This is a genomic window from Lentzea waywayandensis, assembly GCF_900115955.1.
Lineage (GTDB): Bacteria > Actinomycetota > Actinomycetes > Mycobacteriales > Pseudonocardiaceae > Lentzea > Lentzea waywayandensis.
This window is the reverse complement of sequence record NZ_FOYL01000007.1, coordinates 150,303-173,936: the sequence shown is the minus strand read 5'-3', so window position 1 is coordinate 173,936 and position 23,634 is coordinate 150,303. Positions and strand designations below refer to the sequence as shown.

The 23,634-nt window shown below is 69.1% G+C and carries 18 protein-coding genes; 13 read left to right on the top strand and 5 right to left on the bottom strand.

Translation table 11 applies throughout. From position 1 onward, the window contains the following. Position 1: 1 nt before the first annotated feature. Positions 2–4,558 carry an ATP-dependent helicase gene (locus tag BM417_RS26265; protein WP_245822208.1) on the bottom strand — a complete coding sequence of 1,519 codons (4,557 nt, stop codon included), beginning with the start codon at positions 4,556–4,558 and terminating at the stop codon, positions 2–4. Between the two features lie 97 nt (positions 4,559–4,655). Here BM417_RS26265 and BM417_RS26260 point away from each other — a divergent pair, with 97 nt between their 5' ends. The 7 genes from BM417_RS26260 (at position 4,656) to BM417_RS26230 (ending at position 11,192) form a co-directional block, all read left to right on the top strand. Next, on the top strand, positions 4,656–6,503 hold the full coding sequence (locus BM417_RS26260) for an Hsp70 family protein (RefSeq protein WP_093599799.1): 1,848 nt from the start codon (positions 4,656–4,658) through the stop codon (positions 6,501–6,503). Positions 6,504–6,556: 53 nt separating this feature from the next. After that, complete coding sequence (locus BM417_RS26255; RefSeq protein ID WP_093600676.1) at positions 6,557–7,819, top strand: MFS transporter; 1,263 nt, start codon at positions 6,557–6,559, stop codon at positions 7,817–7,819. A gap of 9 nt (positions 7,820–7,828) precedes the next feature. Further along, positions 7,829–8,023: a DUF3046 domain-containing protein gene (locus BM417_RS26250; protein ID WP_177320610.1), complete on the top strand. Its 195-nt coding sequence runs from the start codon at positions 7,829–7,831 to the stop codon at positions 8,021–8,023. A gap of 147 nt (positions 8,024–8,170) precedes the next feature. After that, positions 8,171–9,217 carry a recombinase RecA gene (gene recA / locus BM417_RS26245; RefSeq protein WP_090073224.1) on the top strand — a complete coding sequence of 349 codons (1,047 nt, stop codon included), beginning with the start codon at positions 8,171–8,173 and terminating at the stop codon, positions 9,215–9,217. An 11-nt stretch (positions 9,218–9,228) separates the two neighbouring features. Beyond that, positions 9,229–9,738 (top strand): regulatory protein RecX, encoded by a 510-nt coding sequence (locus BM417_RS26240; RefSeq protein WP_093599796.1) that lies wholly within the window; start codon positions 9,229–9,231, stop codon positions 9,736–9,738. 87 nt (positions 9,739–9,825) lie between these two features. Then, positions 9,826–10,278 (top strand): MarR family winged helix-turn-helix transcriptional regulator, encoded by a 453-nt coding sequence (locus BM417_RS26235; protein ID WP_177320609.1) that lies wholly within the window; start codon positions 9,826–9,828, stop codon positions 10,276–10,278. Between the two features lie 113 nt (positions 10,279–10,391). Then, the gene (locus BM417_RS26230) at positions 10,392–11,192 is read left to right on the top strand and encodes an alpha/beta fold hydrolase (RefSeq protein WP_093599791.1); all 801 of its coding nucleotides are present in this window, start codon (positions 10,392–10,394) and stop codon (positions 11,190–11,192) included. A gap of 68 nt (positions 11,193–11,260) precedes the next feature. Here BM417_RS26230 and BM417_RS26225 read toward each other — a convergent pair whose 3' ends face one another. Continuing rightward, entirely contained in the window at positions 11,261–12,061 is an 801-nt protein-coding gene (locus BM417_RS26225; RefSeq protein ID WP_093599788.1) for a S1 family peptidase, read from the bottom strand. Between the two features lie 145 nt (positions 12,062–12,206). Between BM417_RS26225 and BM417_RS26220 the strand changes: the two genes are divergently transcribed. Genes BM417_RS26220 through BM417_RS26210 form a run of 3 tightly spaced genes read left to right on the top strand, consistent with a single transcriptional unit; the run spans position 12,207 to position 14,904 of the window. Next, on the top strand, positions 12,207–12,968 hold the full coding sequence (locus tag BM417_RS26220; protein ID WP_093599786.1) for a hypothetical protein: 762 nt from the start codon (positions 12,207–12,209) through the stop codon (positions 12,966–12,968). 42 nt (positions 12,969–13,010) lie between these two features. After that, the gene (locus BM417_RS26215; RefSeq protein ID WP_093599783.1) at positions 13,011–13,778 is read left to right on the top strand and encodes an RNA ligase family protein; all 768 of its coding nucleotides are present in this window, start codon (positions 13,011–13,013) and stop codon (positions 13,776–13,778) included. Next, positions 13,771–14,904, top strand: a complete 1,134-nt coding sequence (locus BM417_RS26210) for an AAA family ATPase (protein WP_218164566.1) — start codon at positions 13,771–13,773, stop codon at positions 14,902–14,904. Before BM417_RS26215 ends, BM417_RS26210 begins: the two co-directional genes overlap by 8 nt. A 261-nt stretch (positions 14,905–15,165) precedes the next feature. On the opposite strand, the gene BM417_RS26205 is transcribed toward BM417_RS26210, so the two are convergent. Beyond that, positions 15,166–16,383: a DUF4142 domain-containing protein gene (locus tag BM417_RS26205; protein ID WP_177320608.1), complete on the bottom strand. Its 1,218-nt coding sequence runs from the start codon at positions 16,381–16,383 to the stop codon at positions 15,166–15,168. 272 nt (positions 16,384–16,655) lie between these two features. Between BM417_RS26205 and BM417_RS26200 the strand changes: the two genes are divergently transcribed. The 3 genes from BM417_RS26200 (at position 16,656) to BM417_RS26190 (ending at position 20,440) form a co-directional block, all read left to right on the top strand. Beyond that, positions 16,656–17,183, top strand: coding sequence for a sigma-70 family RNA polymerase sigma factor (locus BM417_RS26200; protein ID WP_093599776.1), 528 nt, complete (start codon positions 16,656–16,658; stop codon positions 17,181–17,183). A gap of 92 nt (positions 17,184–17,275) precedes the next feature. Then, entirely contained in the window at positions 17,276–17,653 is a 378-nt protein-coding gene (locus BM417_RS26195) for a zf-HC2 domain-containing protein (RefSeq protein WP_245822178.1), read from the top strand. Between the two features lie 246 nt (positions 17,654–17,899). Then, on the top strand, positions 17,900–20,440 hold the full coding sequence (locus tag BM417_RS26190) for a BREX system ATP-binding domain-containing protein (RefSeq protein ID WP_093599770.1): 2,541 nt from the start codon (positions 17,900–17,902) through the stop codon (positions 20,438–20,440). Here the strand turns inward: BM417_RS26190 and BM417_RS26185 are convergent. Together BM417_RS26185 and BM417_RS26180 are read right to left on the bottom strand one after the other, a co-directional pair. Further along, positions 20,400–21,635: an MFS transporter gene (locus BM417_RS26185; protein ID WP_093599767.1), complete on the bottom strand. Its 1,236-nt coding sequence runs from the start codon at positions 21,633–21,635 to the stop codon at positions 20,400–20,402. The two genes, BM417_RS26190 and BM417_RS26185, sit on opposite strands and share 41 nt — an antisense overlap. After that, positions 21,635–23,602: a PEP/pyruvate-binding domain-containing protein gene (locus tag BM417_RS26180; protein WP_245822177.1), complete on the bottom strand. Its 1,968-nt coding sequence runs from the start codon at positions 23,600–23,602 to the stop codon at positions 21,635–21,637. The genes BM417_RS26185 and BM417_RS26180 overlap by 1 nt, the downstream gene beginning before the upstream one ends. Between the last annotated feature and the right edge of the window lie 32 nt (positions 23,603–23,634).

The window sequence follows — 23,634 nt, the reverse complement described above, 5'->3', positions numbered from 1 at the left end:
ATCACGCGCGCAGGCGCAGACCCTTCGGTGTGGCGCGGAAACCGGCTTCCTGAAGCACCGTCGCCAGGTGCGAGGTGAGCGCGACCTCGCCGTCGGCTCGCTGGACCGCCAGCTGGCCCAGCCAGCCGTCGCGGACCGCCCGGCTCAGGGCGTTCGCGGCGGTGCGCAGGGTCGGCTCGTCGTCGGTGAACGACAGCAGTGACTTACCTCCTCTCTCCACGTAGAGCGCCGGGGCGCCGTCGACCAGCACCGCCAGCGCGCCGGCTTTGCGAGCAGGCCGGTGTTTGCCCTCGCCCAACGGATCCGGCCACGCCAGCGCGGCACCGTAGGGCTGGGCGGGATCGGCCGCGGCGAGCACCACCGCGGCCTGGTCGGCCTGGGACGGCTGACCAGGAGGACGGGACAACGCTCGCAGGCGATCCACCGCGCCCCGTGCCGCGAACTGGGCAGCACCCAGCCCCTCGACGACGTAACCGCGGATGACCTGCCCCGACTCCTCCATGGCCCGCAACACCTTGTAGACGCCGCTGAACCCGCCCGTCACGCGCTCGGTGTCCAGAGCGCCCCTGGTCAGCACGCCGTGGCGTTCCAGGAAGGCCTCGGCGCGGGCGTGCGCCCGGCGGGTCGGGTCCTCCACCGGCACGACAGCCAGGGACCAGCGACCGGCGGCGGTCGGCGGCCCCGTGCGTGAAGGCATGTCGGGACGTGCGGCGCGCAGCCGTGCGTAACGGCCGCGCGGAGCACTGCGGCGAGGCTTGTGCGCCGCCCCGCCACCGGACACCAGCGCGCGCAGCGGCGCCAGCGTGTCGTTGGTGATCAGCCCCGCCCACACCAGATCCCACAGCGTGCCGACGACTTCCGCGTCCGTGCACGCCGTGGACAGCGAGACCCGGTCGACCACCTGACGGAAGAACAACGCCCCGCCGGACAACGCCTCCAGGACCGCCGTGTGCAGCGGCGACTCCGGAATGGACTCCGGCACCAGGTCGGGCAGCAGCAGATCGGCCACGTCGGTCGGGGCGAGCGCGATCCAGCCGTCGCCTCCGGCCAGCGCGCCGCATCCGGTCCACGTCACCTCGCCGGACGCCGTCAGCTCGTCCAGCAACGCCGGGTAATAGCCGGGCAACCGGGAGGGGAACAGCAGCGACTCCAGGGCACTCGCGGGAAGCGGCGCCCCGGCGAGCTGTTCCACCACCGAGAACACGTCGTCGACCGTCGGCGCGGCACGCAACCGGCGGCCCAGGCCGTGCCACTGCGGCAGGAAACGGCCGAGCGCCGCCGGTTCGACCGGCTCCACCTCGGACCGCAGCCGCGCCAGCGAGGCCCGGCGCAGGCGGCGCAGCACGTCCGCGTCGCAGTACTCGGTGTGCGTGCCGCCGGGACGGAGCTCCCCGCGCACCAACCGGCCCGTGGCCGCCATCCGCTCCAGCACCCCCGTCACCACGGCCACGCCCAGACCGAAGCGGGCAGCGGGTTCGGAGGCGGGGAACGGCCCGTGCGTGCGGGCGTAACGGCTCAGCAGGTCGCCCAGCGGATCCGCCACCGGCTCGGTGAACGCCTCCGGCACGCCGACCGGAAGAGCCACACCGAGCGCGTCCCGGACCCGGCCCGCGTCCTCGATCGCGATCGTGCGTTCCTCACCGGCGATCCGGACGCGGATCGCCCGGCGCGCGGCCACCAGTTCGTCCAGCCACTCGCGGGGCACGCCACGTTCGAGCGCCTCCGCGTCGGAGAGATCTCCCAGGAACCGCAACAGGTCCGCGGTGTCCTCGGCATGACGCGGGCGGCGATCTTCGGACAGGCGCCGCAGGCTGCGTTCGACCTCGGCCACGACCTCCGGGTCGAGCAGCTCGCGGATCGCCTCCGAGCCGAGCAGCTCCGCGAGCAGCGTCGAGTCGAGCGACAGCGCCGCCGCGCGCCGTTCCGCCAGCGGCGCGTCCAGCTCGTAGAGGAACATGCCGACGTAACCGAAGAGCAGGCTGCGGGCGAACGGCGACGGCGACTGCGTCTCCACCTCGACCACGCGCACCTTGCGCGCACGGACGTCCGACATCAGCTCCCGCAGGCCCGGCACGTCGTAGACGTCCTGCAGGCACTCGCGCATCGCCTCCAGGACCACCGGGAAGCTCTCGTACTTCGCGGCGACCGACAGCAGCTGCGCCGACCGTTGCCGCTGCTGCCACAACGGCGTGCGGCGGCGCGGATCACGGCGCGGCAGTAGCAGAGACCGGGCGGCGCACTCGCGGAACCGGGCCGCGAACAACGCCGAGCCGCCCACCTCCGCGACCACGATCTGCTCGACCTCGTCGGGATCGAGCAGCACGTCCTCCGCGCCCGCCGTCACCTCCACGCCGTCGTAGTCCAGGGCGTCGGGCAGCCGCAGCACGATGCCGTCGTCGGAGTGCGCGGCCTGCACCTCGACTCCGCGCTTCTCCCGCAGGCGTGCCGCGATCGCCAGCGCCCACGGCGCGTTGACCTGGGCACCGAACGGGGAGTGCACGACGAGCCGCCAGTCGCCCAGCTCGTCGCGGAACCGTTCCACCAGGACGATCCTGTCGTTCGGGACGTGCCGCGTGGCCTCCCGCTGCTCGCCCAGGTACGCGAGCAGGTTGTCCGTCGCCCACTCGTCCAGACCGGCGGAGGTGGCCCGTTCACGCGCCGCCGAATCCTCCATCGTGGACACTTCGCGCAGGAACTTGCCCATCGCACGGCCGAGTTCCAGCGGACGGCCCGGAGCGTCGCCCTTCCAGAACGGCATGCGCGCGGGCTGACCCGGCGCGGGCACCACGATCACCCGGTCGTGCGTGATGTCCTGGACCCGCCACGACGACGTGCCCAGCAGGAACGTGTCGCCGACCCGCGACTCGTAGACCATCTCCTCGTCGAGCTCACCGACGCGGGAGCCGGGACCGTTCTCCGAGGCCGGGGTCATGACCGCGAACAGCCCCCGGTCGGGGATCGTGCCGCCGGACGTGACCGCCAGCCGTTGCGAACCGGGCCGGCCGCGCAGTTCGGAGTTCACCCGGTCCCAGGTGATCCGGGGCCGCAGCTCGCCGAACTCCTCGGACGGGTACCGGCCCGACAGCATGTCGAGCACCGCGTTCAGCGCCGAGTCCGGCAGCCCGGCGAACGGCGCCGCCCGCCGCACCAGCGCCGTCAGCTCCTCGACCGTCCACGTCTCCATCGCCACCATCGCGACGATGTGCTGCGCCAGCACGTCGAGCGGGTTGCGCGGGAACCTCACGGCCTCGATCGCGCCGTCCCGCATCCGTTCCGCCACCACCGCGCACGACACCAGGTCGCCGCGGAACTTCGGGAACATCACGCCCCGCGACACCGCACCGACCTGGTGCCCGGCCCGGCCGACGCGCTGAAGCCCGGACGCGACCGACGGCGGCGCCTCCACCTGCACCACCAGGTCGACCGCGCCCATGTCGATGCCGAGCTCCAGCGACGACGTCGCCACCACGCACGGCAGCCGGCCCGACTTCAGGTCCTCTTCCACGGCCGTGCGCTGTTCTCGCGACATCGAGCCGTGGTGCGCGCGGGCGACGGACGCGGTCTTCTGCACCGTGAGCCCTGACTGGCCGATCGCCTCGGCGGGGAACGACTCCAGCTCCACCGCCTCTTCGGCGAGCTCGTTCAACCGCGCCGTCAGCCGTTCCGCGAGGCGCCGCGAGTTCGCGAAGACGATCGTCGACCGGTGCGCTCGCACGAGCTCCAGCACCCGTGCCTCGACCGACGGCCAGATGGAGGTGCGTTGCTCGGCTCCGGCGGCCGAACCCGACACCTCACCCGTCGGCTGGCCGAGCAGCGCCATGTCCTCGACCGGCACCTCCACCTCGACCTGGATGACCTTCGGGGTCTTCGGCTGCACCACCGACACCGGCCGGCCGCCGGACAGGAACGTGCTGATCTCCTCGACCGGCCGCACCGTCGCCGACAACCCGATCCGCTGCGCCGGCCTGTCGAGCAGCGCGTCCAGCCGTTCCAGCGACAACGCCAGGTGCGCGCCGCGTTTGCCGCCCGCCACCGCGTGCACCTCGTCGACGATCACCGTCTCCACGCCGCGCAACGACTCGCGCGCCGACGACGTGAGCAGCAGGAACAACGACTCCGGTGTCGTCACCAGCACGTCGGGGGGAGTGCGCCCGAACGCCCGCCGTTCCTCCGGGGACGTGTCGCCCGTCCTCATGCCCACGGTGATCGACGGTTCCGGCACCCCCAGCCGGTGAGCGGCCTGCCGGATACCGGTCAGAGGGGCGCGCAGGTTTCGTTCGACGTCCACCGCCAGCGCTTTCAACGGGGACACGTACAGCACCCGGCAGCGCCGTTTCGGCTCCGCCGGTGTCGGGGAGGCGGCCAGCCGGTCCAGCGCCCACAGGAAGGCGGCCAGCGTCTTGCCCGAGCCGGTCGGGGCGATGACCAGCGCGTGTTCGCCCGCCGCCGCGGCCGCCCACGCACCTGTCTGCGCCTGGGTGGGCGCGGCGAAGGCCCCGGCGAACCACTGCCTGGTCGCCGGTGAGAATGCCTCCATCACGTCCATGGCGACCATCATGACGCCGGGGTCTGACAATTTCCGATCGCGCAGGTCCGAGCACCCGGCGAAGCCCGCTGTGGCACGATCACCGCAGTACGTCTGCGAGGGGAGCACGGTGCGCGTCCTGTCCGTCGACCTGGGCACCGCCAACACGGTTGCGGTGCTGTCCGACCACGGCGTGGTGGATGTGGACGGTGGGCCGACGATGCCCTCGTCCGTCTACCTCGACGAGGACGGCTCCCTGCGCGTCGGCAGGGAAGCGGAGCGGCGTTCGCGCCAGGACCCGTCGCGCTACGAGGCGAACCCCAAGCGCCACATAGACAAGGCGACGCTCAAGCTCGGCGAGCAGAACCTGCCGGTCAACGACGCGCTCGCGGCCATCTACGCCCGGGTGCTGGAGGCCGTCACGGCGCTGCTCAAAGGCGAGCACCTCGACGAGATCCGCCTGACGCACCCGGCGGAGTGGGGTCCGAGCAGGCGCAACAAGCTGTTGTCCGCGGCCAGGCTCGCGGGCATGACCGGCGAGCTCGTGCCGGTTCCCGAGGCCACCGCGGTCGCCTCGCTCAGTGGCGGCCGCCCGCTCGCCGTCTACGACTTCGGCGCCGACACGTTCGACGTCTCCGTGCTCGACGCCCAGCACCGCATCCTCGCCGACGGCAGCCTGAGCGACGTCGGTGGTCTCGACGTCGACCAGGCGCTGCTGGAGCACATCGGCCGCACGGTCTCCCACAAGGACCCGGCCGGGTGGCAGCGGCTGATGCGCCCGGTCACGGTGGACGACCACCGCGCCCGCCTCGGCCTGCGTGAGGAACTGCGCCTCGCGAAGGAGGACCTCTCCGAGCTGCCTCAGGTCGAGGTGCTGATGCCGGAGCCGTTCGAGAAGGTCGTCATCACGCGCGCCGAGCTGGAGGCGCTGGTCCGGTCGAGCCTGATCCGCACCACCGAGCTGCTCATCTCCACCGTGCACCGGGCCGGCGTCACGCCCGAGCACGTCTACCTCGTCGGCGGGTCCTGCCGGATGCCGCTGGTCGCGCAGATCATCGCGGAGAAGGTCGGCATCGTCCCGACCAACCCCGACCACCCGGAGACGATCGTCGCGACCGGCGCGCAGGTCGTGGACCGGGCGGCGATCACGCTCAAGCCCGAGGACGACAAGCCCCGCTACGTCGAACCGCCCACGGTCGTGACCGCACCGGTCAGCCCCGCCGTGACCGGGCCGCACCCGGTGAACCCGAACGTCAGCGGCCCGAACCCGGTGGTCAGCGGCTCCTACCCGAGCGGTTCGTACCCGAGCGGCGCGTACTCGGCGAGCGGCGCCTACCCGGTCACCGGCCCGTACCCGGTGAACCCGAACATCAGCGGCAGCTACCCGGCGAACTTCCCGCAGCAGGCGCCGAAGAAGGACAACAGGAAGGTCCTCATCGGCGCCGGCGCGGCGGTCCTTGTGGTGGCGGGCATCATCGGCGCGGTCTTCGCGCTGTCCGGCCCGAGCCTGCCCAGCGCCGACGAGTGCAAGGACGACACCGCGCAGGACGGGCAGGGCTTCACGAAGTGCCTGCGCCAGCTCGCGGGCACCGTGCCGGACGGCGGCGGCTGCGAGAAGGCCGACTCCGCGCAGATCACCGGCATGGAGGAGATCAAGGGCACGGTCGTGAGCTGCACGATCCGCGACGGCTACGCGGTGCAGTACATCCTCACCGACAGCGTCACCGGCGCCGAGAACAACGCGGCCTCCATCGCGAAGTCGTTCCAGACCGACCGCGTCGAGGCCGACTGGACCGGCAACGGCCTGGAGGGCGACTACCGCGCGGCCACGTCGAGCGGCACCGGCGTGCTGGTGTTCACCGCCAAGGGCCGTCCCATGTTCGGCATCCTCACCAAGACCGCCGAGGAGAACGCGGACGAGCTCAAGGCCGACGAAATGGCCGATTTCTTCGAGAAGTCCGTGCAGCCGGGGGAGTAACCGCCCCTGATGGACCTGTCGGCGAGAGGCCGCGCCGTGCCACGATCGTGATCATGGTGACCGTCGCGCCGCAGGTCGAACGCGTGCAGCGCAAGGTCGTCCGCGTGCTGACCGGCACCCAGATCCTGGGGTCGGCGGCGGTGACGATCGGCCTCGCGTTCAGCACGCTGATCGCCGCGTCGCTGTCCGGGTCCGAGGCCGTCGGAGGGCTCGCGCAGACCGCGGCCGTCGCCGGTGCCGCGCTGCTCGCTCTGCCCGGAGCCCGGCTCGCGCAACGCAGCGGGCGTCGTCCCGCGCTCGTCCTCGGCTACGGCATGGGCGGGCTCGGCGCGTTGATCGCCGCTGTCGCCGTGGGCCTCGGTTTGTGGCAGGTGTTGCTGGTGGGCCTCCTCCTGTTCGGAGGGGCGTCCAGCGCGAACTACGCGGCTCGTTATGCCGCAACGGATCTGGCGCATCCGCAACGCCGTGCGCGCGAACTCTCCCGCGTGGTGTGGGCGGCCATGATCGGCGCGATCATCGGCCCGAACCTCGCCGACCCGGCCGGACGCGCGGCCGCCTCCCTGGGCCTGCCCGCCGGCGTGGGGCCGTTCCTGCTGGCGGCCGTCGTGCTCGGCGCCGCGGTGCTGGTGATCCAGTTCGGGCTGCGACCGGACCCGCTGGTCGTCGTGAAGAGCACCCGGCCGGTCGAATCCCCGGACTGCTGTGCCGGTGGCGCCAGCGGCGAGAGTCCCCGCGGCCTCAAGGTCTGGGCGACGCTCGGCCCGATGGCACGACTTGCACTCGTTGGTGTGACGTTGTGCCACACCGCGATGGTCGGGCTGATGTCGATGACACCGGTGCACATGAACCACGCCGGGTCGTCGTTGCGCGTGGTCGGCGTCGTGATCAGCCTGCACGTCGCCGCGATGTACGCCGCCAGCCCGTTGTTCGGGTGGATGGCGGACCGGCTGGGCCGCGTGCCGGTGCTCGCGATCGGCGCGTCGCTGGTGGTGGCGGCGTCCGGGGTCGCGGGAATGGCGCCCTCGCACGACGCCCCGCAGCTCGCCGCGGGACTGGCGCTGCTCGGGTTCGGCTGGTCGGCCGGGATGGTGGCGGGATCCGCGTTGCTGACCGAGTCCGTGCGGGTCGAGGACAGGCCCGCCGCGCAGGGACTGTCCGATCTGGTGATGAACGTCGGCGCCGCCGTCGGGGGAGCGGTGTCCGGCGTCGTCGTGACGGCGTGGTCGTACGCGGCGCTCGGGCTCATCGTCGGGTTCGTCGCGCTGCCGCTGCTCGTCGTGTGCCTCTTCGCATCACTGCGCAGGCCCGTTCGTTAGGGTCTTCCGGTGCGCATCACCATGTTCCGCAAACTCATGGCGGGGGAGTTCGGCCAGGTCAGGGCCGAGATGATCGCCCGTGACCACGTGCTGTCGTCGCTCGGGGGCCGTACCGCCGACGAGGCGCTGGAGGCCGGAACCGGGGGCAAGGAAGTCTGGATCGCGGTCTGCGAAGCGTTCGATGTTCCGGAAAATCGCCGCTGAGCGAGGAGCCGGGAGTGTCGCGTGTGCTCGAACACGTGTTCGGCTACAGTGGCCCCGACCCCCGGCTTCGCAGAATTGTCAGACCCCGCCAGTAGCGTCAGGTCCAACATGACGAAGCAACGGCAGACGACAAAAGGTGGACCCAAGATGGCACCCGCAGCACCCGACCGGGACAAAGCGCTCGAGCTGGCCCTGGCGCAGATCGACAAGCAGTTCGGCAAGGGCTCCGTGATGCGCCTCGGTGAAGAGGGCCGCGCCCCGATCGCCGTGATCCCGACCGGCGCGATCGCCCTGGACGTGGCGCTCGGCATCGGTGGCCTGCCGCGTGGCCGGGTCGTCGAGATCTACGGTCCGGAGTCGTCGGGTAAGACGACCGTGGCGCTGCACGCCGTGGCGAACGCGCAGAAGGCCGGCGGCATCGCGGCGTTCATCGACGCGGAGCACGCCCTGGACCCCGAGTACGCGAAGAAGCTGGGCGTCGACACCGACGCGCTCCTGGTGTCGCAGCCCGACACCGGTGAGCAGGCGCTCGAGATCGCGGACATGCTGGTCCGCTCCGGCGCACTCGACATCCTGGTCATCGACTCGGTCGCCGCCCTCGTGCCGCGCGCCGAGATCGAGGGCGAGATGGGCGACAACCACGTCGGTCTGCAGGCCCGCCTGATGAGCCAGGCGCTGCGCAAGATCACGGGTGCGCTCAGCAACTCCAACACGACCGCGATCTTCATCAACCAGCTGCGCGAGAAGATCGGCGTGATGTTCGGCTCCCCGGAGACCACGACCGGTGGTAAGGCGCTGAAGTTCTACGCCTCCGTGCGTCTGGACGTGCGCCGCATCGAGACCCTGAAGGACGGCGGCGAGCCCGTCGGCAACCGCACCAGGGTCAAGGTCGTGAAGAACAAGGTCGCGCCGCCGTTCAAGCAGGCCGAGTTCGACATCCTCTACGGCAAGGGCATCAGCCGCGAGGGCTCGCTCATCGACATGGGTGTCGACCAGGGCATCCTGCGCAAGTCCGGCGCCTGGTACACCTACGAGGGCGACCAGCTGGGTCAGGGCAAGGAGAACGCCCGCAAGTTCCTGCTGGACAACCCGGACATCGCCAACGAGGTCGAGAAGCGCATCAAGGACAAGCTCGGCATCGGCGCCACCCTCGACGCCGACGAGACGGTTCCCGTCGCTCCGGTCGAGTTCTGAGGTCGTGAGGGTTGGACGAGGCTGAGGAGCAGCGCAAGGCGCGGGACATCTGCTACGCGCTGCTCACCGCTCGGGCCCGCTCCCGGCAGGAGCTGTACGACGCCCTGCTGCGCAAGGAGATCAGCCCCGGTGTCGCCGAGGTCGTCCTCGGCAAGTTCGACCGCGCCGGCCTGATCGACGACGCGCAGTTCGCCGAGATGTGGGTGCGGTCCCGGCACACGTACAACGGTCTGGGCCGCCGTGCCCTGGCCATGGAACTGCGTCGCAAGGGCGTGGCGGACGAGGTGGTGGCCGAGGCCGTCGCCGCGGTCGACAGCGAGGCCGAGGAAGAGCGTGCCCGCGAACTGGTCCGCAAACGCCTGCGCACCATGTCCGGCGTGGACGAGACAGCGAAGATCCGCCGGCTCGTGGGTGCGTTGGCGCGCAAGGGTTATGCGGAAGGCCTCGCCTATCGCGTGGTGCGCGACGAGTTGCGCTCCGCGGGTGCCGAGGCCTCGGCACTGGACGAGCCCTGGTCTTAGGCCAGGGCGGGTCCGCCCACGTGTTCTGCTGGCGTGCCGTAACCGATCACGCCGCTGCGGTGGTTGGCGCCGAGTAGCCTGAAAAGCGTGAGCACTACTCCCGACGCGCCGTCCGCCGTGACCCCCACGGTCTCCGACCTGCTCTGCTTCGACCTCTACACGACGTCGCGAGCGGTCACCGGCTTCTACCGCCCGATCCTCGACAAGGCGGGCATCACCTACCCGCAGTTCCTGGTGATGCTGCTGCTGTGGGAGCGGGACTCGAGGCCGATCCGGGAGCTCGTGCACGAACTCGACCTGGAGTACAGCACGCTCTCGCCGTTGATCAAGCGGCTGGAGAAGAGCGGCCTGCTGGTGCGCGTCACGCACCCCGACGACGAGCGCTCGGTGCTCGTCCAGCTCACGGACAAGGGCCGTGACCTGCGGTGGATCGGCGCCGAGATGTTCAACCAGCTCGGCAAGGCGCTCGGCATGACCCTCGAGGAGATCACCGTTCTCCGCAAGGCGCTGAACCGGGTCAAGCACGGCGCCGAGCGCTAGTGAGCTGAAACACATCGCGTGCGAGGTAACTCGTCGGGTAACTTACATCGTGCACGACCTAATCGAGCACGATGCACCACCGCCACGGTGCCCGACGAGAGAGTGAGAGACCAATGCGAGTTCGTAAGGTGTTCGCGGTTCTGGGGACGCTGCTGGCGCTGGCTGCCGTTGTTCCGTCCGGTGCCGGTGCCTCGGAGGAGACCGAGAAGCAGGGCACCAAGAAGCCGACCGTCGTGCTGGTGCACGGTGCGTTCGCCGACGCGTCCAGCTGGAACGGTGTCGTGGAACGCCTGCAGCGCAAGGGATTCCCGGTCGTCGCGGTCGCGAACCCGCTCAGGTCCGTCACCGGCGACGCGAACTACCTGCGCAAGGTGCTCGCCTCGATCGAGGGGCCGATCATCCTCGCCGGACACTCCTACGGCGGCATGGTCCAGTCGCAGGCGGCACTCGGCAACCCGAACGTGAAGTCACTCGTCTACGTCGCGGCGTTCGCGCCGGAGAAGGGCGAGAGCGCCCTCGAACTGTCGAACAAGTTCCCGGGCAGCACCCTCGGCGACACGCTGTCGGTCATCGACATCGGTGACGGCAGCAAGGACCTGACGATCCAGCAGGACAAGTACTGGCAGCAGTTCGCGGCCGACGTGTCCCGCAAGGACGCGACACTGGCGGCGGCGACGCAGCGGCCGATCAACGACACCGCGCTGACCGAGAAGGCCGGCGAGCCCGCGTGGCACACCATCCCGTCGTACTTCGTGGTGGCGGGCAAGGACAAGAACATCCCGATCGCCGCGCAGAAGTGGATGGCCGAGCGCGCCCACGCCCGTGCGGTCGTCGAGGTCCGGGGCGCCTCGCACTCGGTGGCGGTGTCGCAGCCGGACACCGTGGCCGACCTGATCGCGCGCGCCGCGCGGTAGTTCGACAGACGAATCGATAGACGGGGAATCCGGGACGCGGGCAGGGGCGTCCCGGATTCTCCGCGTTCTCAGGGCTTCGCGAGCGTGCAGCCGGGCAGCGCGAGGTTCAGCGTCGTGCCGGAGCTGAAGCAGGAGACGAAGCCGAAGGTCTGCTGGCCGTAGTTGGTGCCCTTGCGGACGGTGATCTTGCCGCCGGCGTCGACCTCGCACGGGTTGTTCATCGTGCAGCGGCCGCCGCTCTCGTTGCCGGTGTTGTTGACGCCGACGACCTTGCCGCTCGCGTCGTCGATGATCGGCGAGCCTGACGTGCCGCCGATGGTGTCGCACGAGGGCGTGTAGCGCAGCGAGTCGCGCCAGGTCCAGCTCGCTTCCTTGACCTGGTGGACGAAGCCGTCGATCTGGCAGGAGTAGATCCGCTTCCAGTACCCGGAGACGATCCGGATCTCCGTCTTGGCGACGGGGCGCGAGGCCGACAGTTCGAGCGCGCGGCTGCCGTGCTGCCGCTGGATCTGCTGGTACGTCGCGTCGAGCTGGTAGAGCGCGGCATCGGTGCCGGTCATCGTCGCGTAGACGATCCTGGAGCTCTTCAGCTTCCCGATCTCCGCGCCGGAGCCGCCCAGCAGCGTGAAGGTGCGGTCCACCGGCTTGTCGACGAACACCTGGCCTGGCTTCATCAGTTCGACGCAGTGCCCGTTCGTGAGGACGAGCGCCTTGTCCGCGGGAGCCGAGGAAGGCAGGCGAACGAGCGAGCCGGAGCAGTTGCTCAGTTTCACCGTGCCGGCGAGGTCGACAGTGGCCTGTGCCGGCGCCGTCGTCACGCCGAGGGCCGCGATCACGGCGAGCAGGGTTCCGGCGAGTCGTCGTGCCATGTACGGATCGTAGTCGCTTCGCTACCTTCGGCAGTCGGCTGACTGGCCGATCGTAACTCGATCGAGTGACGCTGCTGGGTGGGGCTAACGGGTAAAGCAGACCAATCGACGTCGTGGTCACACATCGCAACCGCCAGGAGCCGTGATGACCTACCCCACGCCCATCTACACCCCGCCTCCGGCCGCACCGCAGAGACCCACAAGATTCGGTGCGCTCGCCTGGACCGCGGTGATCCTCGGGATCGTCGGTGTCGTCGGCTCGTGGGTCATCTTCCTCAACAACCTCACCGCGATCGCCGCGTTCGTCGGGATCGTGCTCGGCGTCATCGCGTTGTTCGGCACCCGCAAGGTTCTCGCGGCGGTCGGTGTCGTCCTTTGTGTCCTGGCGATCGTGCTGACCGTGGTGGCGCAGCAGGCCGCGGTCAAGGAGCTCGACAAGATCCTCGGCGGCGACGTCAACCAGGGTCAGGTCGGCGCCCCCGGTGAGACCGCCAGGCAGGACGCGATCGCCGAGAATCCCACCTGGGGCAAGCGGTACTCGTGGGCGAACGGCCTTTCCGTCGACGTCGCCGCACCGGTCGCGTGCACGCCCGGCCAGTACGCGGCGCCGCCGAACATCGCCCGCGCGGTGAAGTTCGAGATCACCATCACCAACGGGACGAGCGCCGCGTTCGAGACCGCGCTGATGTCGGTCGGCACCGACGCGCAGTTCAACGGGCAGAAGGCCGACATGGTGTTCGACAGCAGCGGCGGCTGCGACAGCACGTTCGACTCGGCGACCGTGCTGCCGGGCAAGACCTACACCTTCCACGTCGCGTACGCGGTGGGCGCGCAGCCCGGCGAGATGCAGCTCGTGTTCGAGCCGACCTTCAACTCCGACAAGGCGGCGTTCGTCGGCCAGGCGTAAACCGTTCGCTCGCGGGCGCACGAACGGGATACAAATCGGGGCATGTTGCGCAAGTACCCGCGAACGCCCCACCTGGAGGGCTCGCGCCTGCAACCGGGCGACGAGGACCTCGACCAGGTGCCGTTCCGCGCGATCGCGGGACGGCACCTGGTCGTCGAGGAGAAGCTCGACGGTGCCAACGCGGGCATCAGCTTCGACTCCGGCGGTGTGCTGAAACTCCAGTCACGCGGCCATTTCCTGGTGGGCGGGCCGCGGGAACGGCAGTTCGCGCTGCTGAAGGCCTGGGCCGCGACGCACCAGGGCGTGCTGTGGGAGAGGCTCGGCACGCGGTACGTGCTCTACGGGGAATGGTTGTACGCCAAGCACACCGTGTTCTACGACGCGCTGCCGCACCACTTCTGCGAGTTCGACCTGCTCGACCGCGAGACCGGCGAGTTCCTGTCCACGCCGGAACGTCGCCGGGTGCTCGCCGGCACACCGGTGGTGTCCGTGCCGGTGCTGCACGAAGGGCCGTTGCGCAAGCTCAAAGACCTGACCGCGCTGATCGGCCCGTCCCTGTGCCGCACTCCGGGGTGGCGTGACGCGCTGGTCGAGGCGGCACGGGCGGCGGGGCAGGACCCGGAAGTCGTTGTCGCGGAGACGGATTCGGACGACGACATGGAAGGCCTCTACATCAAGGTGGAGGAGGACGGACGCACGGTCGAGCGCTACAAGTGGGTGCGGCCGACGTTCGCCACCGCCGTGCTGGACTCGGGCAGCCACTGGCAGGACCGCCCGATCCTGCCGAACCAGGTGGTGACCCGTGTTTGAGCAACTCTGCCCCGCCGGTCCGCAGTGGACTCTCGACTGGGACGCCGTGCGCTCGGCGTTCCCCTGGGTGCGCGCGATGGAAGGCGTACAGCAGGACCCCGTGCACCACGCGGAAGGCGACGTCGCCACGCACACCCGGATGGCCTGCGAGGCCCTGGTGTCGCTGCCCGAATGGCGCGCGCGTCCCGAAGCGGACCGCGTGCGGTTGTTCGCGACGGTGCTGCTGCACGATGCCGCGAAGCCGTTCCGCACGCAGATCGCGGACGGCCGCGTCACCGCGCACGGACACTCGCGCGCCGGCGATCTGCTGGCGCGCAAGCTGCTGTGGGAGATGGGACGCCCGATCGCCTGGCGCGAGCACGTCGCCGCGCTGGTGCGGCACCACCAGGTGCCGTTCTGGGCATTGGAACGCCCCGACCTCGACCGCATCGCGTTCCGGGTGAGCCTGCTCGCGCGCAACGACGACCTGGCGACGCTCGCCCGCGCCGACATCCTCGGCCGGATCTGCGGCGACGCCGACTCGGTGCTGGAGAACATCGCGCTGTTCGAGGAGTACTGCCGCGAACGCGACTGCCTCGACCGGCCGCGCGCCTTCCCGTCCGACCACGCCCGCTTCCAGTACTTCCGCACGCCCGGCCGCGACCCGGACTACGCCGCCTACGACGACACGCGCGTCGAGGTGACCGTGCTGTCCGGCCTGCCTGGCGTCGGCAAGGACCACTGGATCGCCCAGCACCGGCCGGGCTGGCACGTGGTGAGCCTCGACGCGGTGCGCTCCCGGCTCGGCATCGCGCCCGACGGCGACCAGCGCGCGGTGGCCGCCGCCGCGTTCGAGGAAGCCAGGACGCTGCTGCGAGCGGGGGAGCGGTTCGTCTGGAACGCGACCAACATCTCCCAGCAACTGCGCGAGCGTTGCATCGGACTCGCCGCGGACTACCACGCCCGGATCACCCTGATCGGGCTCGAGGCGCCGAAGAACGTGATCCACGCTCGCAACCGCGCTCGCCCGGAACCGGTACCGGCCGCGGTGATCGACCGGCTCGCCGGCAAGTGGGAGGCGGTCGATCCCACCGAGGCGCACGCCGTCGAACGGGTGGACACGGCACGAACCCCGACGCGTACGTAGGCCCTCCGAACCGCTCTGCAAGATCCATATATCGGTTCGGCGGGGTCCGGCGCCGCTCGGCCTGTTCGCGCCTTCGCCCTGATCCTGTCGACCCGCTACTCCTGCTGACCTGCCGCTTAGCAATGAGTCTTTTGCCGACGTCCGCAAAAGACTCATTGCCAAGGGCGTGGTGAGGTGTGCCCGGCGGGCTGGCGGAAGGCCTGCCGGGCACTGATACATCGGGTGGCGAGGGCGACAGCCGATATATCGGTGGGCGAGCGGTCAGCGGCGGTGTTCGCCGTGGTGGCCCACTGCTCGGACGAGCCAGAGGGTGCCCGCGCCGGCGACGACGAGGACGACGATGCCGGTGAGGAAGCCGACGCTCGTGGACGAGTCGTCGGGCTGGGGCGGCGGGCTGCTGTTGGACTTCGGCTGCGCGATGGCCGGGGCGTTGGTCATCTGCAGCGAGTTCGCCTTCACCAGGCCGGTGCTCTCCAGCAGGAGCATGTGCTTGAGCAGGAGGGTCAGGGCCGTCTGCGCGGCGATGCGCGCGGGGACGTTCTTGGTCGTCGCGCGGGCGTGGGCGACCTGGGTGATGAGCGAGCCGTCGGCGGCGCGGGACAGGTTCGTGTACATCCGGTCGAGCTCGTCGCCGGAACTGGACGAGATGGCGTTCGCCCACGACTTCTGTTCCGTCGTCGGTTCGACCGGGAGGTCCACGCCGACCTGCCGCGCGGCCTCGGTGACCGCCTGGGCCAGCTGGGTGTGCTCGGCGGCGAGCTGGCCGGCGACCTTGCGGACCTTCGCGTCGCGGGCACGGTCCGAGCTCTCGCGGCTGGACGGTTTCTGCCAAAGCGAATGCTGGGTGAGCATCACGAGCAATTCCCGGTCCGACGGTTCTACGTTCTGGCCGATGACGCGGACCGCGTTCACCTGAGCCTTGGCCGTCACCAATTCGAGCGCCGACGGGTCGACCCTGCCGGTGTTCTCCAGAACCGTCATTGTACGAATCAGCATTTGCACGGTCTGGTGGGCGAGCGTGCGAATTGTGGTGTTCTGCGTTGTCGCCCGCGTTTGCACGGCCATGACGAGAAGGCCGCCCTGGGTCTGCCGGACGATCGTCGCGTAGGCGCGGTCGTGGGTGTCCCCGGTGCGTTGCGCCATCTCGTCGATGATGGCCTGGTGCTCACTGCTGACGTCGTTCGGCAGGACCACGCCGAGTCCTTCGGCGGATTTGAGAAGATCGATGTCGAGTCGCGAATGCCCTTCGAAGATGTCCCGTCCGGCGTTGCTTATCCCTGTGTTCGTCGTGCGTGCCGGAGCTTCTTTGCTCACCGGTATCAACCAAGAGTTTGCTTGGCGCAGAGATACCATGAATGAGCGGTCCGACGGCTGTACTTCTGTCGATTGCGCACTTGCGGGGACGGCTCCGATGAAAGCCCCCAGAAATACGACGGACAGGATGGTAAACAGCGCTGCGTGCTCTCCCAGCGTGCCCAACCGGTGACGCATAGTGCCCGTTCCCTCCCGCGATCGAGCTGCCTTCGAAGGTGATACGCGCAGGTGGGGTCCAAGTTCACGAGACATGCACAGACGCTGATGTGACGTGCATCACACGACCAATTGCGAACCATTCGGACTGAATTTACGTACCCGAGAGGATTTCGCGTTCGAGATGTACTATCTGGTGGATTCCGTGCTCGGCCACCGAGTCGCTAGGTCTGCCGCCCGAAGCGAACCCGTCGCCGATATCTGGGGAGGTCGTCAGCTTCATGGGTGATCAGGGCAAGGTCGCACAAGCCCACCAGGACGAAGAATTGCTCACGCTGCTCTACGGGCAGTTTCAGCGGATGCTGTTCTCGCAGGTCCTGTGCCTGACCAACTACGACCGCCAGTGGACGGAAGATGTCGTTCAGGAGACGTTGATCAGGGCTTGGCAGAACTCCGCACATCTCGTTCGTGAACCGGGGATGTTGCGCGGTTGGCTTTGTACTGTGGCTCGTCGCATTGTGATCGACGGATGGCGAAGCCGACAGGCGCGCCCGCAGGAAGTGGAATTGTTGCGTCCGGACATCGCCGAATCTCCGGACGACACGGAACAGACACTTTCAGTGATGGTCATTACCGATGTGGTACGCCAATTGAGTGAAGAACATCGTTCAGCCATCTACGAAACGTATGTCATGGGGCGAACGGTGAAGGAGGCCGCGATCGTTCTCGGAGTCCCGGAAGGAACCGTCAAGTCCCGGCTGTACAAGGCGATGCACACGATCCGCCGGGCACTGCAGGACAGGAGCTAGTGATGGTGACCCGTCAACCACATCACGAGCACGTGGGAGCAGGGGCAGGACAAGGTCAAGAGCAAGATCAAGACGACGAAAACCGCACGGTCGTGGGCCAGGAAGGCCTGGCGGGACCGTGCGGTGATGTCGCGGCGTATGCGCTGGGTGTGCTCGACCCGGCCGAGCACGTGATGTTCTCCCGGCACCTAGCCGGGTGCGAAGACTGCAAGCGCGACGTGGCCGACTTCGGCATGTTCGCGCCGGTGTTGCGGCCGGTGCTGCGGGAGAACCCACCCGGCGTGCGCCAGCCGTGCCCCATCGCTCGCGACATCCTGCTGATGGCGGCGGGCGTCGTGGTGGCCATCGCCGCGGTGCTGTCGGTCGTGGGCTCGCTGTCCTCGCAGGCCGAGAACCCGGTCGAGGTCAGCAGTCTCATCCGCGCGCAGTCCGCTCACGCCGAGCCGTTTGGGCTGCTCGGTCGCGTGTAACTCTCGCTGCGACACGGTGTGGGCACCAGCGAGCAGGCAGGCGAGGCGGAGCCATCCGCGCATCAGCCTGGCCAAGATCATCGCTCGCTCCCACTCACAACTGCGAACAGCTCACAGTTCCGTTCACCGTTACCTGTGGGTAAGTTTGCCCGACGACGAAGCGCAGGTCTCTACGGTCGCCACCGAAGGAACACCGAAACCTTCGACCTGCGGTCCTCTCGGTACCGAAGGCAGGGGTAGACAGAGGTGACATCTCCACTACTCGGCCGGGACGCGGAACTCGCGACTCTCGGACGCTTGCTGGACGACGCTGTCCAGGGGACGGGCTCGTGCGTGGTCGTCACCGGCGGGTTCGGCATCGGCAAGACGGCGGTGCTCGACGCGCTCGCCGCCGAGGCCCGCGAACGCGGGTTCACCGTTCGGCTGGCCAAGAGCGCCCGGCTGGAGAGCCACCTTCCCGGCGCGGTGGTGCGTCAGCTCGCACCGTGCCTCGCCAACGAGCACGACCTGGAAGAGCTGTACGCGCGTGCCGCGAACTCCGCGCGCAAGGCGCCGATCCTCATGGTCATCGACGACGTGCACGTCGCCGACACCTTCTCCAAGCGAGCACTCGCCTACCTGCGCCCGCGGCTACAGCACATGCCGGTCGTCATCGCGCTGGGCGCGTCCCAGGGCTACCTCAACATCGACGAGGTCACGCTGCCCGAGATCGCCGGCGCCCATCCGCACCGGATCGACCTCGACGGCCTCGACGTCGCGGCCATCGAAAGCCTCACCGAAGCCCTCCCCGGCCGCGACCCGCGGCGCTGCCACGAGCTCACCGGCGGCAACCCCTACCTGCTACAAGCGTTGCTACGTGAGGAAGGCGAAGGTTCGGCGGCGGTCGGCGAGATGATCGGCATGCGGCTGCGCGAGTACACCGGAGCCGCCGAGGTCGCCCGATCCGCAGCCGTCCTGGACGGCGACGCGGGCCTCGAACTGCTGTCCGCGCTCACCGGCTTCGACGCGTTGCCCGCCGTCGACATGCTCGTCCGGCTCGGCGTGCTCGCCGACACCGACCCGCTGACGTTCCGGCATCCGTTCGTGCGCAACAGCATCCTCGCCGACATGCCGATCGCGGTCCGCTCCGCCGCGCACGCCCGCGCGGCCTGGCTGCTGTTCGAGTCGGACGCCCCGGACGGGCGCGTCGCCGAGCACGTGCTGAAGGCCAGATCGGTCCGCTTACCGTGGTCCGTCGACCTGCTGCGCGAGGTCGGCGGCGTCGAGCACCTGGAGCGAGCGCTCGAGGAACACTTGTCCGACGAGGACCGCCTGGCGATCGAGGTCGAGCTCGGTCACACGGAACACCTGCAGGACAACGCACTGGGCCGCGACCGTGTCCGCGACGCGATGATGCGGTGCGAGGACCCGAACCTCTCCGCGAACGTCGCGCTGGCGTTGATCCAGCGCATGTGCACTGGCTCGGACGCGCACTTCGCCGTCTCTCTCGCGATCATGGTCGTCGCCCGGCTGCTGCCGGAGGACCGCGACATGGTCTGGAACCTCGTGTGCACCACCTATCTCCTGGCCGCCAACCGTGACGCGCGCATGGCCAACTGCGCGGGCAAGTACTTCGAGGACCTCGTCGGCGACGTCCCGCAGGACCCGAACCTCAAACGCGCCAGGTCGGCACTGCTCGCGGTCGGCAACGCCCGCGGCGGCGACTCGTACACCGAGGCCGTCGAGTACGCGCTCGAAGCCCTCGAAGGTGAGTGGATCGACGTCCTCGGCGCGTCCTACATCTTCACGTTCCTGGTGCCGGTGCTCGGCGACAAACCCGAGCACATCAACAAGTTCTGGCTCTCGCACAGCACCGCGCCGGTCTCGCACGACCCGCACCTGCGCCGCGGGATGCTCAGCATGATCGCCCGCGCCTCCGCCTTCCACAACAGCGGAGACCTGGCGCGCGCGTACACGTTCCTGACGCCACCGGTCTCCACCGGCAACATGGACTGCCCGGCCGTCGTGCTCGCGACCGCGAAACTGGCCGAGGTCTGCATCGAGATGGGGCAGTTCGACGAGGCCGCCCCGCTCGTCGCGGAAGACGGCAACCTGTTGCAGCACATCAACATCGTCTATGCCCGCGGCCGGCTCAAGCTCGCGTCGTGTCACGCGGAGGGCGGGCTGGAGGACCTGCTGGAAGCGGGCCGGCGGCTCGCCGCGCGCGAGATGCCCAATCCCGCGCTGATCGCGTGGCGGCACCACGCCGTGCGCGCGTACCTGGCGCTGGGCAACCGCGACGACGCCGCCCGGCTCGCGCACGAGGAACTCGACCTGGCCAAGCGCTGGGGTTCCCCGAGGGTGATCGGGACGGCGTTGATGAGCGTCGGCATCAGCACCGACGACGTCGACGTCCTCGCCGAGGCCGAACAGCTTCTCGCCTCGTCACCGCATCGTCTGCTGCATGCCCAGTCGTTGTACTGGCTGGGCCACCACCTGCGCCGCAAGGGACGCGCCGAGTCGGCCGCGGCACACCTGCGGCAGTCGTTCGAACTGGCCCGTCACCTGAGCGCGCACCCGCTGGCCAAGCTCGCGGGCGACGAGGTCCGCGGCGGGGACGATCAGGTGCAGGGACTGACCAAGCAGGAGAACAGGGTCGCGCGGATGGCGGCGCAGGGCCTGACGAACCGGCAGATCGCCGAAGCCCTGCACCTCACCCGCCGCACCGTCGAACTGCACCTGTCGAGCGCCTACCGCAAGCTCGGCATCACGGGACGAGCTGAGCTCGTCGCCGCCTTGTGGTCCTGACCGCGATCAGCAGGCCCGCCAGCAACGCCATCACGATCACGGTGACGACCGACGACAGCACCAGGAACTCGTCGAGCCGGCCGCCGGTGAGGTAGGCGCCGAGCGCGACCGCGACGACCGCACACACGGCACGGTCCATGATGGACTCCATGGACAAAAGCGTCGCACGGTAACGGGAGTCTGGGATCGCGTCGTTGAGCAGCTTCTTCTGGATGGGGAAGCTCATGCCCGCCGTCACGGAGAACAGGCACAGCAACACGATCGTCACGACACCGCCGGACGGCACGATGAAGCCGATCGCCAGCGCCATCACGACCGTCAGCAGGAACACCGATCTGGCCGGCCCGATCCTGCGCGACAGCCAGTGCGGGCGGGCGGCCGCGATCGCCTCGAAGATCGTCATCGCGGCGAGCACCGAGCCGTACCAGCCGACCGGGACGTCCTTCGACTCCAGCACCGGCTGGAACAGGTTCACCTGGAGGATCCGCACCAGCGTGAACATCGCGATGCCCTGGATCATCAGCAACAGCAGCCAGCGCGACGTCCTGAGCGAACCGAACGCGCCACCGACGCCCGCGAGCAGCTTCGACGTCTTGCCCTCCGGGCGTTGCCAGCCCGGAATCGGCGGAAGCCGGAGCGCCAGCACGACGGCGATCGCGGCGTTGATCGCCGTGAGCCAGTACGGCGACGGCATGTTCCACTGCATCAACAGGCCGATCACCGGCCAGTACACGATCTTGCCGACCAGGCTGTACGACCGTCCGACCCCCTCGACCTTCAGGTAGAGGTGCCCGGCGTCGTGCGCGTGGAGGTACTCGTACAGGTACGCGCTCTGGGCGCCGGAGATCAACGACCTCGCCAGCGCGATCAGCAGGAAGTGCACCAGGAAGCCGGTGTAGTTCCCCGCGAGCACCGGAACCAGGTTCGCGACGACCAGCACGCTCGCGCCGAGCCACAGCGACGTGCGGTAGTCGAAGCGGTCCGCGACCAGACCGGTCGGGATCTCCAGCAGGCAGAACGCGACGTAGTAGATCGACTGGATGCCGAAGATCTCGGCGTCGCTCAGGCCGAGCTGCTTCTGGTACTCGTAGAAGATCGGGATCCACAGCAGCAGCCCGAAGAAGAACTGGAAGCCGTACGTCAGGCGGACGGCACGCGCCACTTCCGGAGTCGCCGGTACGCGAAGACCCAGCATCAGATCGAGTACGGCCGCAGCTGCAGCACGTACAGGACGTCGTCGGTGGCGAGCCACTCGATGTCGACCGGCGAGTCGAACGTGTAGTCCGGCGAGAAGTGCGACTGGAGCAACCGTCCGACGATCGCGAGCCGCTGCAACTGCGCGTGCGCCTTGACGCCCAGGTCCTCTTTCGCGTCGCCGAGGGAGACCGTGCGGCCACCACCCTCCACAGTGGAGTAGAGGTACTGCATCGGCTGCTTCGAGCCTTCGACGACGTCGGTGACGTTCGGCGAGACGTTGACGTAGACGTTGCGGAAGTCGTTGCGGTTCATCGGGTTCGTGGTGACCATGACCCCGCCGAAGTCGGCCCGGACCTGCTCCTGGATCACGACGCCCATGAAGCAGTCGTCCAGCGAGATGCCCGCCTGTTGCCTCAGCCTGACGCTGCGCGCGGACACCAGGGACGCCCACACCTCCTTGACCGACTCCACGATCTTCTCGGCGCTGGTCACGTGGTTGTACGACTCGTAGATGCCCGCGGCGGAGAACCCGGCGAGGTCCTCGGCGTTCGACGAGCTGCGCACCACGAAGGTCCGCACGCCCGCGAGGTTCTCGACCAGCGCGGTGTCCAGTTCGGACAGCAGGTAGTCCGGCACTCGGGTCTTGCGGATCAGCTGCTGCAACTCGACGCACAACGGCTCGATCTCGCGGGCGTTGAGCTCCAGCGCCATCTTCAGCTTGCCGATGGCCTGCTGGATCTTCGGCGACGACTCCAGGAAGCCCTGGTGCATCGAGAACGGCAGGGCGACGCCGCGCGGCACCCGCACCCGTTCCGCGAGCAGCTGCTGGGCGGCGGCGAGCAGGTCGTCATCGTGTTCGCGGCCGAGGAGCTTCGCCAGGTAGGGCATGAGGTTGTCGCGCGGCGGGCGCGGCACCGAGAAGAACCCGAGCAGGCGGCGCGGCGACTCGGAGGCGAGCACGTGGTGCAGCTCGCCGAGGTTCGCGGCCTTCGTGCCGTAGCGGTGGCTGTCGTTGTAGCGGATCCGGCCGAGGTCGAGGATCGGGTTGTAGGTGTGCTCGGGCTCGTCGAGCGTGACGCGCTGCGCGTACCAGGCCGGCCGCCGGCCGACGTCCTGCGGCTCGTCGATCAGCCGCAGCCCGACCTCGGCGCCGCGCGGTGACACCTCGTACTCGACCCACTGGCCGTCGAGGTTCTCCCGGTCGATCAGGTCGAACGCGCCGATCTGGATGGCGTTCGGGATGGACCAGCCGGTCGCGAGGACGTTCGTGTGCGACAGAGGAGTGGTGTGCCCGGCGTTGATGATGCCGGCGAGCCGCGGAATGTCGTCGGGAACGCGGTGCATCACCACGATGTCGAACCACTCCAGCGTGTTCTCGCGGTACTCCTGCTCGCTGCGGAATGCGCGCAACCGGCCCTTCGTGATGCCGGGGTTCAACGCGACGAACTCGGCCGTCGAGAACAATTCGTGCGCCAGGATCCGTGGAAGCCTTTCCACGGGCAACTCCGCCACCTCCTGTTCCTGGAGATGGTTCGCCGGCTTGAAGAACAACGGCACGGCGGCGTCGACGTTCTTGCGCACCTCGGCGTAGAAGAACTCGATCATGTCCGCCGACATGGTGTCGACCTCGACCGTCTCCAGCGAGAACATCCGCCTGTCCTCGCGCTTGTGCAACGACAGGATGCCGAGGAAGAACCGCCGGTCAGAGGCGTGGTAGAAGCCCTGGTTGAACTCGTCGATCCGCGCGCGCATCTCGCTCTCGGCGATGCCCAGGATCTCGGCGCCGATGTAGATGGCGTGGAACTCGTGACGCGCGTTGTTCAGGAAGTGGATCGTCCCGTTGTGCCGGTCGACCACCACCTTGACGAATGAATAACCACCCAGACTGCCGGACAGCTGGTTGAATGCCGACATAGTCAGCTGTTCTCCGACCAACCCCGCCACGTCGGCTTCCTGGACAGCCACACCCGCTCCTCTCGTGCGCCATTGCAACGAGC